The sequence below is a fragment of the Paenibacillus sp. J31R34 genome (assembly GCF_059383715.1).
On the sequence record NZ_JBXENU010000001.1, the window covers coordinates 1,030,292 to 1,042,913 of the forward strand.

At 45.1% G+C, this 12,622-nt stretch carries 8 protein-coding genes; 1 reads left to right on the top strand and 7 read right to left on the bottom strand.

The window, feature by feature from the left end; translation table 11 throughout:
- Positions 1-270: 270 nt before the first annotated feature.
- Entirely contained in the window at positions 271-1,977 is a 1,707-nt protein-coding gene (locus AC50YG_RS04420; RefSeq protein ID WP_494824961.1) for an RICIN domain-containing protein, read from the top strand.
- A 155-nt stretch (positions 1,978-2,132) separates the two neighbouring features.
- Here AC50YG_RS04420 and AC50YG_RS04425 read toward each other — a convergent pair whose 3' ends face one another.
- From AC50YG_RS04425 to AC50YG_RS04455, 7 genes are all read right to left on the bottom strand, one after another.
- Positions 2,133-3,650 carry a carboxylesterase/lipase family protein gene (locus AC50YG_RS04425; protein ID WP_494824962.1) on the bottom strand — a complete coding sequence of 506 codons (1,518 nt, stop codon included), beginning with the start codon at positions 3,648-3,650 and terminating at the stop codon, positions 2,133-2,135.
- A gap of 32 nt (positions 3,651-3,682) precedes the next feature.
- Complete coding sequence (locus AC50YG_RS04430) at positions 3,683-4,582, bottom strand: carbohydrate ABC transporter permease (RefSeq protein ID WP_341282970.1); 900 nt, start codon at positions 4,580-4,582, stop codon at positions 3,683-3,685.
- A gap of 61 nt (positions 4,583-4,643) precedes the next feature.
- Positions 4,644-5,594: an ABC transporter permease gene (locus tag AC50YG_RS04435; protein WP_494825313.1), complete on the bottom strand. Its 951-nt coding sequence runs from the start codon at positions 5,592-5,594 to the stop codon at positions 4,644-4,646.
- A 117-nt stretch (positions 5,595-5,711) separates the two neighbouring features.
- Positions 5,712-7,415, bottom strand: a complete 1,704-nt coding sequence (locus AC50YG_RS04440) for a type 2 periplasmic-binding domain-containing protein (RefSeq protein WP_494824964.1) — start codon at positions 7,413-7,415, stop codon at positions 5,712-5,714.
- Between the two features lie 102 nt (positions 7,416-7,517).
- Positions 7,518-9,260: a sensor histidine kinase gene (locus AC50YG_RS04445; protein ID WP_494824966.1), complete on the bottom strand. Its 1,743-nt coding sequence runs from the start codon at positions 9,258-9,260 to the stop codon at positions 7,518-7,520.
- A 24-nt stretch (positions 9,261-9,284) separates the two neighbouring features.
- Positions 9,285-10,850 (bottom strand): response regulator transcription factor, encoded by a 1,566-nt coding sequence (locus AC50YG_RS04450; protein WP_494824969.1) that lies wholly within the window; start codon positions 10,848-10,850, stop codon positions 9,285-9,287.
- Between the two features lie 227 nt (positions 10,851-11,077).
- On the bottom strand, positions 11,078-12,589 hold the full coding sequence (locus AC50YG_RS04455; RefSeq protein ID WP_494824971.1) for a glycoside hydrolase family 43 protein: 1,512 nt from the start codon (positions 12,587-12,589) through the stop codon (positions 11,078-11,080).
- Positions 12,590-12,622 lie beyond the last annotated feature (33 nt).

Genomic DNA, 12,622 nt, shown 5'->3' on the forward strand with positions numbered 1-12,622 from the left:
CACTGCCAACAGTGTAGTACTTCCATTCATTACTAACAACCTGTCGATTCATACTTCTTTCTCACCCCCTCAAAGTAGAGTTAAGCAGGGCATACCCCATAATTCGACAGGTTGCCGTCGACCATTGTCTAGTAGTAAACTCATTTTGCAAGCGCATACATTTAGTTCCATTGGAAAACACGCCCCCAAAGAGAAAGGTATTGGCCGCTCCACCCTACCTAATTACTACCATGATTCACATAAATCAAAAAAATAAGGGAGATGTATCGAATGAGTAAGAAGAAAGTTAGTTTAGGAGTCAAGATTATGCTGCTTCTCGCACTATTGATGTCACCGATGCTGCTAAGCGGAAATCCGGCAGAAGCCTGGGTTGGCATGCCAATGTCCAAGCTTCATGTTAATGGTAACCAGTTGGTAAACACTGACGGTCAGCCCGTATTGCTTAGCGGGTGGCATCAGCCTTCCGGTGCCTACTGGACCTACCAGAACAGCAACTACTATCTGAATCAGAACGGCGGGAATCGGCATGCTGCTATTCTGGCATATTTGAAGGATATTACAGATACCTTTACGAGCACTTCCGCCAAATACGGCAACAACCATGGATGGTATATGAATCAGGTCCGTCTATTCATAGACCGGGAAGACATGGGAGACGTTGCAGCGGGCACCTATAACTTTGCTGGTTTGCAGGCCGTCACCCAGAACGTAATCATTCCTTATATCAACTATGCTAAAACCAAAGGCCTATATGTTACACTCGGTCTGGATTACACGTTGAATAACAACCAAGCGACAACGCCCGACAACCTTGCTAAATTCAATCAGATCTGGGGCTACCTAGCTGACCAGCCCGGCATTAAGAGCGCGGATAACGTCATGTTCGAGCTAATCAATGAGCCTGTATTATCCGATGTTAACGGTGTTTGGGGCGGACATCCTTCCCAGTCCAATTTCGTTGCTCACTGGAACTCGCTCAAAAATTTCCAAAACTCAATGATTTCTACAATCCGCAGTAAAGGCGCAGATAACGTTGTCTGGGCGGCTGGGCTCGGCTGGGATCAATACTATCAGTTATGCGCAGCGTATCCACTGACGGATCCACTGAACAATGTTGGTTATTCGGTCCATTGGTATCCAGGCTATGGCGCCAATGACAATTATGCGCCTTTACAGCAGCAGTGGGATACCAATATTAAGCCTTGCGCTGATAATTATCCAATCAATATTACGGAAACCACCTGGTTTAAGACACAACCCGGAGACTCCTCCTATTGGGAGCTGTTTAACGGTTCAAACGAGGGATTCGGCAAAAATACGAAAGCGATCTTCACAGCAGCAGGAAATGTGAGCATTGCCGTCCATATGAACGGATTTTTGCTGAATTCCGGCACAAGAAGCTCGTTCGCAGACCCGACAGCTGGTTTGCTGTATGATGGCAATACAGCCCGCGATGGGATGGCCCGTTTTATTTTTGAATGGTATTATGAACGCGCCCAGTTCAATCCTTGGAATGGTGTTTGGAATGGAGTGACGAATGGTGCCACGTACAAGCTTGTGAACCGTGCATCGGGGAAAACACTCGAGGTGCCGGGCGGGCAAAATACGAACGCCCTGCAGCTTCAACAGTCGACGGACAATAACACGACGGCGCAGCGCTGGGTCGTTACGGATCAAGGAACCTATAACAACTATTACAAGTTGCGGAGCGTGAGCTCATCTGACAATAAAGTCATGGATGTTCGTAACGGAACGAAAAACAACGGGGAAGCGATTCAGCTTATGCAGGATCTCTCCAATACAGCACAACAGTTTCGATTAATCAAGCTGAGTAACGGATACTGGAGCATGCTTAATGTGAATAGCAACAAAGCAGTTGAAGTTCTGGGATCCTCCACGGCAAATGGTGCGAAGATCCAACAAAATTTATACCGCGGCGATCTGAATCAGCAATGGCAGTTGGTTCAAATTAATTAGCCAGCCGATTTTTGTTTGATCGAGTAAGAAACCAAGAAACATGAATTGAATATGTTTTCTCAGCAAAAAAGCTGGTGCCTTGGATATCAAGCGCCAGCTTTTTTACTAAAGATCGGATTTCAGAGCAAGGTGCAAAACCGAAAAATGGCTCTTGCTTAACGCTTGAAATATTGCCTGACCAGAAATTGCATAACCTCACCCGGAAGCTCCTCCACAAACTCCGCCTTTTCCGCAAATTTCATGCCGTAAGGTGCTTCCGCTGTACACGGTTTCCATAGAGGCATATCCTCTCCGGTGGAATCTTTACCATTTGGATCTCCCGTGCCAATGAAATAGGCAAGATAATTGCACATCTGACGGGCAAGATCATAATGCTTGCCCACAAAGGGCCGCCAGCATTTGGCCAGTGTCTCGAAGTGAAACCACAGATCCACCGAATGAAAGGTTCCCGGATTGTCCCAGCCTGGAATGTCGGCATCAAAAGTGTAATAGTACATAGGGACGCCGCTGCCGGAATCACTGTTGGCCTTAACGGAAACACGAGCCGCGTATTCAATATGGTTAACGGAAGCCTGACTTATCATTTCCTTCAGATTTTCTGAATGATCAGCAAATAGCTCAAGGTATTCCTTCGCTTCCTCGCCGAACATTTCAACAGCCATAGCTCTGAATTCATCCACGCTGCTGACAGCGGGTACGCTAAAAAATTCGGAGGCGGTATTTCCCAGCATAATCGGTACCTTATGTTGCTGCCCCTTCAGAAAAAGCTCATAGGGATTGCCTTTACAGTACACTTGATCCACAACTGTTCCCCATAATCCCCCATAATCCAGCATTTTATCGCGAATATATACGGCATCCAGTTTGCGAGCCTCTTCCAGTGTCGACACACCTATAAATTCAAAGAAGGACGCTCCATCCTCCTCAGCCGCCTTAAGGGATCGGTTTCTTGGAGGCACTGGGTTGTTTGGGTAGAGCGGAGTAAAGACACCGCTCATAATCACGGCCCGCTGGAACAGCCCCTCATTTTGCGGCGAGGTCAGCTGGCTCAGCACACTGCCGCCGCCAGCTGACTGTCCCCCTATTGTGATTTGATCAGGATCTCCGCCAAAAGCAGCAATGTTTCGTTTCACCCACTGCGTACCCGCCTGCTGATCAAGATGTCCAAAATTCGCGGGAGCATCGGGCGATTCGGCAGTAATTTCAGGATGGCTTAGAAAGCCAAAGGCATTCAAGCGGTAATTCACGGTCACGACGACAATCCCTCTGCGGGCAATACGTTCGCCGTCAAACTCCATTTCAGCCGTATGTCCGACCTGGTATCCTCCGCCAAAATACCATACAAAAACAGGAAGCTTCTCATCGGTCTGTTTGGCAGGTGTCCACACATTAAGGTAAAGACAGTCTTCGTCCATCGGAAGGTTTGGATCAACTGCCCATTCCCGGGAATAAATATTATTGATATCAATGACGGTCGGTGCTTGCATTGAAATGGGGGCAAAATCATACGCTTTCCGTTTCCCATCCCAGCTTTGCACAGGCTGAGGAGCACGCCAGCGGTTCTCTCCAACAGGCGGGGCTGCAAACGGAATTCCCTTGAAGCTGGTAATACGCGGATCAGCCGCGGGCAGACCTTGAACGATACCATTCTCAACATGCACTTCTCTTAACATGCATTCGCTCCTCTCTGAATATAAGCTCGTACTTACCCTTTTACTCCGCCTACCATCATGCCTTTAACAAAATATTTCTGCAGGAACGGATACACCATAATAATCGGCACCGAGGCAACAATCGTCATCGTAGCACGAACTGCCATAGGCGTAACCATATTTTGCTGTCCTCCGGTGGCCCCTTGAATCATTCCATCCATGCTGGATGTTCCGGTGGTCGTATTGGAGTTTTGCAAAATTTTCTGCAGTTCATATTGCAAGGTGCTTAAATTGCTGTCTGATGAATTATAAAGAAATACGTCAAACCACATATTCCATTGGTATACCCCGGAAAATAAAGCTACCGTTGCAAGCACGGGCACCGTTAGCGGCAAAATAATACTGAAAAAGGTTCTGTAATCTCCTGCACCGTCAATTTTTGCCGACTCAAGAATACTTTCCGGAAGATTCTCAATAAAGGAACGGATAATGATCAGGTTGAAAACGCCAATGATACCTGGAAGAATATACACCCAGAAGCTGCCCACCAGCCCCATATCTCTCATTAGGAGATAATTAGGAATCAATCCTCCGTTAAAATACATGGTCATAATGAAGGCCACGGTGATGAATTTGCGCAGCACATATTCCTGTCTGCTAAGCGTAAAAGCCACCATGGCTGAGCAGAAGACTGTGACGACGGTTCCTATGACTGTGCGCAGGACGGATATGAAAGTCGCATGAAAAATGGTCGCCTCTCTAAAAATGTAGCTATAGTTAGCGAGTGTCCACTCTCTTGGCAGCAGGTATATTCCGCCTTTTATTGAATCCTGTGCACTGTTGAGAGAAACCGCAAGTACATTCAAAAAAGGGTAGAGAGTAATGATCATCAAAAAAATCATAAAGCTGTAGTTGCAAATGATGAACAAGCGGTCACCGATGGAAGAGTTCATTTGATGCTTGTTCCGTTTATTCTTTTTGGCAGCTACGGTTTCCATTCGTGCTCCTCCTTTTCTAATACAGCCTGGCTTCGCCCATGCGTTTCGCAGCGTTATTCGCTATGAACAAGAGAATGAAGCTGACCACGGTCTTGAACATGCCTGCTGCAATGGAAAGAGAGAAATTACTCTGGGCAATCCCGTATTTCAACACGAAAATATCGATGTTTTCGGAATAGTCCACATTCATGCCATTGCCTAGCAAATATTGTGGTTCGAATCCCGACTCCAGCAGATATCCGATATTCATAATTAGCAGTATGATCACAACAGATTTAATACCAGGCAGTGTAATGTAGATCATCTTTTTGAAACGGTTCGCACCGTCAATCTCTGCAGCTTCATATTGTGTAGGATCAATCGTGGTCATCGCCGCCAGATACACAATGGTATTCCATCCTATGTCTTTCCAGATAGAGCTGGCTCCGAATATGGTCCAGAAATACTCAGGAATGCCTAAGAATAATATCTCACTACCGCGATCAATAAAGCCTAACCCTACCAATAATTGGTTGATCGTTCCATCCGGCGACAAAGTCGTTTGGATAATACTCGCGGCTACCACCCAGGATATAAAGTGGGGTAAATAGCTGACGGTCTGAACTAGACGTTTAAAGGCAATATTGCGTATTTCATTAAGCAGCAAAGCAAGTGTAATCGCTGTAACGAAGCCAAAAATTAGATTAATCGAGCTCATCGCCAGCGTATTGCGAAGAACCCTGAGAAACCGATCATCCCCGAACAAAAATTTGAAATGCTCGAACCCAATCCAGGCTTGATCCATAAATTTCTTAGCCGGCTTATAATCCTGGAAAGCGATGGTCCAGCCCCATAGCGGTAAATATTTAAATATAATTAGCCATATTAAAAAGGGAACGGACATGACAGCGAGGGCACGCTGTTGAAACAGCTTTTGAAAGAAAACACTGATTCGGCTCGAGTGTTTGTTTGCCTTTGACTGCGACATGGCCAATACCGTATTTTTGTCCACCTTTATTCTCTCCTTCCAAAACCATACGGGTAAAGCAAACATTGAGAAAGGCCAGCCTCAACCGATGCGGTCCGGCCTTTCTCATAAACAGGATTACTGGTTCGCCATCTCAACCTTCAGCTTTACTTGCTCCGTTGTCCATTTTTCATAGCCAGCAGTGTCTAGCTTACCGAACTCCTTCATATACTCCTCCCATATGGCATCAAACTTATCGGGAGTTGCCATTACCATTTTCGGGAAGTACTTCTTCGTCATTTCATCCTTGCTTGCTTCCCACAGCTGTTCCGGTGAATTTTGCTCCTTGGCAAATCCCCACGCAGGGAAGTAAGGACGGCTGACCTGCTCAGCATACAACTGGCTATAGGTTTGAACACCATATTTCTCCAGAATGAGTTTATCCTTCTCCGTCAGTGTCATTTGGAAAACCTCTGGCTGGCTGGCAACATTTCGGGCATTGCCGTCAGCAAGTGTAGAGGTAGCATTATACATTGGCCAGTTCCAGCTGTAATATTTGAAGCCAAAGCTTTCTCTGAACGGCTCATCAATTTTGTCAATTTGCTCTTGAGTACGATAGTAGCGGCCTTCTTCATTTACTTCATAGGTTTCGCCCTTGATTCCCCATGACAACAGTGTCTGATTCTCTTCCGTCAGCATATTGTCAAAGTACTGAATGATTCGGACCGGATCCTTGGCGCTGACCGTAATCCCGATTCCGCGGTTGGTTACCAGTCCGCCTGGAGGATCGAGATAAGCATCTGGGGTATTTTCATCAAAGGTAATCGGCAGCGGGAAGTAATTATATCCGTCCAAGGAAGGATCTTTTCTTGCCGCATCCTTCAGGACATTAAGCGCATTGTCTACCTGCCAGCGGTAATCGAAAAAGCCGAGTACCTTATGAGAAGTTAATTTGGCGATATACTGGTCGTAGTTGTCAACAAAGGATGCTTTATCAAAAAGTCCGTTTGCATTGAGAGTATTTAATTGTTTCAGCCACTTCTTGGTGGCGTCAGAACCTGCATACGTTTTTGCTTCCCAAGTGTTGGTATCTACCGTCACGTTTCCGTCATTCGGATAGCCCATAAGGTGCATAGGCGGATTAGAGGTTGCAAAAAATCTCCAGTCATGTGTAAGTGACACTAATCCTGTCAGATTTTCGTCCTTATGCTTATCCCGGTAATTCGTGATCAGCTCGACGTATTGATCCAACGTTTTGATCTTGGGATATCCAGCTTCCTCCAGCACACGACGCTGCACCCAGAAAGCCGCTCCTGCTTCCGGCTCAGGAATAAAATCGTTCACCTGCGCGGCAATAGGGAGGAAATAGATTTTTCCATCTTTAGATTTCATTTGATTCAGTGATTTTCCATAAACCCGCTTGATATTCGGTCCGTATTGCTCAATGAGATCATCGAGCGGTATAAAAGCACCTGCATTCAGTACTTCTTCTATTGCTGCATCCGGGATTAGCACATCTGGATAATCGTTAGCGGCAATCATCGTTCCAATCTTTGTATTTAAATCCCCAACTACAAACTCCAGCTTGAAATTCACACCGGTTTGATCCTCAAGGAGCTTACCGATTGTAGTTTGATTGGTATTACCATCCTTCGAGCCGGCTACCCCGTTGAAAATTTTAAATGTGACTTTATCCTGCTTTGCTTCGGCAGTCGCACTACCACTCGGCTCCGCCGTTCCTGTACTCCCCTTGCTATTATTGTTGCCAGAGCAAGCTGTAATCATAGATAACGATAAAACGGCTGTTAGACAGAGAAGCCACATTCTTCTGGTTTTGCTCATTGCTTTTACTCCCCCTTTTATATGAATGGTGTGCTACTCCCTTAGTATAAAAGCGTTTTCATCCCATCGTTACCCATTAAATTATGGTTTATTCTTTGAAAACTATGGATTCGATGGAATTTTCAGCACAATCCGCGTTCCTTCACCAGGCCCGCTGTGTACTTCAAATACCATTCGGTCGCCATAAAGCATTTTGCCCCTGTAGATGACATTCTGTATCCCAATCCGGTCACCAATAATCTCCTCCGACTTGAGGTAATCATACAGCCTGCTGACCTGTTCCCCGTTCATGCCAATTCCATTGTCCTTGACCGAAAAAACGACAAAATCCTCCTCAATCCCAATCCGGATATCAATTCCCCCGCCTTTTTTCAGCGGTTCAATCCCATGAATGCTGGCATTCTCCACAAAGGGCAGAAACACCATTTTAGGGACTACACAAGCACGGGCCTCAGGCTCTACATCGACCTGGTATTTCAGCTTGTCTTCAAAACGGTATTTCTGTATTTCTAAAAAGCACATGATAAAACCCAATTCCTCCTCCACCGTTACCCATTCCTTATTCCAGGTTAAAGAGCTGCGTAGAATCATCGCCATACTTTGAATCATTTTGGCTGTCTCCTTCTCATGCTTAAGCAGACTGCGCATCCGTATCGTTTCCAGCGCATTGAACAGGAAATGGGGATTAATCTGACTTTGAAGAGCGTTCAGCTGTGCCTTCCGCCGTTCCAGCTCAAGTGATTTTTTCTGGATGGCTGTGATATACACATCGTTAATTAATGTCTTAATCTGCATAATCATATTGTTGAATTCGAGCGTCAGCTGACCGATTTCATCACGGGCTTCCCCATACATGATCATCTGGAAGTTCTGTGTTTTGACTTTCTTCATATGCTTCAGGATTTCGATAATCCGTACGTTAATGGATCTAGTAATAAATAAGATAATTACAGTAGGAAAAATCATCATTACGCAACCGGACCAAAGAATGAAATAGCGGGACTTCAGCTCCTCCTTAATAATCTCATGCTCATTGATGGTACCCACGATCTTCCAGCCGCGCAGATAACTGATGCTGCCATATCCTTTTTCAAATTGAATGATATTATCTGATTTTAAGGAGCTGTACAGATGCTTGGTATTAGCCTGCCAGTCAATTGCCGGGTTGGTTGTGTATTCTATCTGGTCTCCTGGACCTAGCAGGTACATATCTCCCTTCACATTCAAATTAGAAAAAACTTCTGTGATATCAATCGTCTTGAAGTCGAGTTTGATCAGCTTTTCCTTGTCCATTCGATCCGCAAAATAATCCATTCTCCGCAGCAGCGAAAAAGATTGAAACTGGCCCTCCGGGTCTTCGATGCGAACAAATACAGGCTGTGGTGACGCATCCTTCAGCCAAAGCTTATACCATGCTTCTTCACGAACCTCATCGGATAATATGCCGATATTTCCTGAATTCAAAAGCGTGGGATTGTCTACATATATCGTTTTGTTTTGCAGAGAAGAAGAGAACGGGGAGTAATTGTTCAGAATGGATCTTAAATAGAGATCATAGGCTTCTACATAGTCTTCCGTATGCGTGAAATTCATGTTTAACACTTCATTGGTTTTGTAATCCGCATAAAAAAAGGAAGACAACCCTACACCTTGGTCAACCATTAACTGGAATTCATTTTTAATTTGCTCCACGGCACGGTCAATATCATTGATTCTTTGTTCTTTTACATTCTCGGTAATAATATTATAAAAAATCGCATTCGTCAGAATGATAGGAGCAATGACACCAAGAAAATATACCAGAAACATTTTGTTTCGCAGCCGGATATTATTCAGTAGATTCATAGATTCCCCTTCCCCCTCCTCGCTTTAGCGCTTGCCGATCCGATTTCTATATTCCGTAGGGGTCATCTGTCCCAGCTTTTCAAATTGAGTCACGAAATAATCAGCATTTTTAAAGCCCACCTGTTCGGCAATTTCATAAATCCGCAAGTCGGTCTGTCTTAGAAGCTTCTTCGCCTCAGTAATACGCAGCTGGAGCAAGTAGTCGTTGAAATACATACCATAGTTTTTTTTGAATATTTGTCCGAGATAGGCAGAATTCATATAAAATTGATTAGCAATACTCTTCAGATTTAGATTTTCATGAAAGTTTTTATCTACATAACACTTAATTTTATAAATCCCGCCACTTCCATAGCTTTGATAGAGACTCTGAATGAACCCGGCAGCCTCCAGCGCAAAGGTTTCAAATAATGCCCGAAGCTCGCTAAATGTGATATTATGATCCTGCCAGTTCATGATCGGCACAAGACTTGCCAGCCTCTTTTCATCTCCTTCCATACTTCTGACCGTATTCAGCACACTGTGAACACATTGAATAGTGGCCGCTTTTATAGCTTCCTGTGATACAACCTTCTCTGCAAACTCCGTAAACATTCGGTCGATAACCAAAACAAGCTGATGCTCGTTGTTCTCTTCAATGGCTTCGATGATTGTCCGGTACATCTCGTCCCTGATATGGACATAATTGAGATCCATATCGGCAATGTCCGAATGCAGCAAGATTCGCTGGGTGTGTCTGAAGTATTTATATTGCACGGTCTCCTTGGCACTGACGTAAGAATGCTTCAACAGCATGAAGGAGCTTACCGTTCTGCCCACATAGGCTTGAATGTCTAATGAGAAGAGATTATCGAGCTGGAGCAGACAATCTGCCATGAAGCTCCGGGCATCTCCATTATGTCCGCTTAAATAGAGATCAGGTATAATAAATCCGAATGCGCGGCGATGCTCGTACACAATCGGAGTTTCCGAACAAAGCTGCTGAACTGATTGCTGAATTGCCTTTTTGAGTTCTGCCTTAGGAGGCATGAGCCTGTCTCCCCAAGGAAACACATTATTGATTTCGAGCAGTACGTACATGAATTCCTTCGCTCCCATCCCCGTCCAATGCTTTTCCCAAGCCTCGAGAACATTGTCCTTGGCTTCACCGCGGATGAGCGTCTCAATCAGTTTCTCTCCCTCATGTGTAATAAGTCTCTCTTTTAGCTGTTTCTGTGCAGAAAACTTGTCACGATATTTATGAAGCGCTTTCACAATTTCATTCTCATTAATAGGCTTGAGCACATAATCCAGCACCCCATACCGAACCGCCTGCTGGGCGTACCGGAAGTCGTTATACCCGCTGATAATAATAAATTCGGTTTCAAGCTGCGCCTCTGTTACGGCTTGGATCAGTCCGATTCCGTCTAGGCTTGGCATACGAATATCAGTAATGACAAGATGCGGCTGCAGCTTGCAGATTAGATCCAGAGCGTCTTCTCCGTTGTCTGCCTCACCTATCACCTCAAAACCGCTGCTTTCCCAATCAATCATTTCAATCAATCCCTTGCGGACAAATAATTCATCGTCGACAATAATGATTCCATACATAAGGATCTCACTCCCATACTCAAGTTCATTCATAACATTTTCTGCATTCATAACCATTTTTAATGATCAAAGATCCCGATTCCTGGGTAAATCACAAAGCAGGAGGTGGGGTTAAATAAATCGGAGCATATAGTCTTTACTTAAAAAAAGCAAAGGGCTTTCCTATGAATTCCCTTTGCTCCAAAAATTGTAGCTTAGCCAGGCTCTATACAACTGCTCATTTCGTCCTAATTCTGCCTATAATAATGAAAATAATCAAAATCAGCATAACCGCCCGACTGAATGGTCGCATAGTTAAATAGGCCAATCCTGTACCCCATAAAATGATCCAGCGTGTATTTCATTTGCAGCGTCTGGCCGATCAGCTTCCACGCGATCCCATCTTCCGAATAAAAGAACCTTGCCTGGTCGATGCTGTCCTCAAAATTAAAATAAATTTTAAGATAAACCCTTTCACCAGTGAACACAACGCTTTCCACCGTATCCTCGTATCCATCACCGCCGTTGATACACATATCAATACTGAACTGTCCTTGCTCACCGGCTGCAATCCCAACAGTGCCAAAACCATTCTGCAGCGCCACCATTCCTGCCCGGTCGCCGGGCTGCATTCCGGATATCTCCAGCACTGTCTCCACGCTACAGGCTGGTCCCTCCGTCCGCTGCGTCAGCGTATTGCGAGCCTGCAAAATGCCCTCTGCGATTTGGCCGGTTTTGAGCCGCAAATAGCTAGGCCGCTCTGTAACAGACCAAAGCCTGTTATCAGGATTATGATTCCACTGCCAGTTCAGAGCAAGCCGGTCAGCAGCATAGTCGAATTCATCACTGATAACAAGCGGCTTCGGTTCAGCAACGGGAAGCTTCGTCATAACTACATTAGGTGCTGTACCGTTATCCCCGATTACAGGCCAATCGTCCTCCCACCTCATGGGAAGCACGCAGGGAACCCGACCAACCGCATCACGATCCTGGAACAGTACTGCATACCATTCGTGATCTGGCGTATCGACAATACCGCCCTGTGCTAAACCGTTATTATAATAGCCCATGTCGTCATCCAGAACTATCTTTCGCTCATAGGGACCCAGAAGCTCACGCGAACGGTAACATATCTGACGTCTGCGCTTATTTCCGGTTCTCGGCCATTCAATAAAGAACAAGTAGTAATAGCCGTTCAGCTTATACGCATGACACCCTTCGATCCGCAGACCTATGTTAGTCCGTTCGCCTTCGAGCAGCAGTTGATCGACTCCACCCGGCTTCATAGCCGTAAGATCTTCCGTAAGCTCTTTAATACGAATATCACCATTGCCGTAGATGATATAATTGCGGCCATCGTCATCCAACAGAAGACCCGGGTCATGGTAAAGACCTGGTATTTCCGAACGCTCCCACATTCCATGTTCAATATCAGTTGTGCGGTAGATATAAAATCGATTCATGTCATTGGATGAAAAACAAACGTAGAACACCCCATCCTTGTAACGAAGCGATGCCGCCCAAGAGCCTTTGCCATAAATACCTTCTCCGTTCAGCAGCCGATGGGCATCGTTATCCTCAAAGGTATCATATACATAATTTACAATTTCCCAATCTTTCAAGTTAACCGATTTCATAATCGGGCAGCCCGGCATTGAATGCATACTGGTGCTAGTCATATAGAACTCAGACCCCACCCGGATTACGTCAACATCCGGAACATCTGACCATATGATAGGATTAGTTATGATAGCATTCACTTATAATACCTCCTAAGGATAAATATCTCTAAT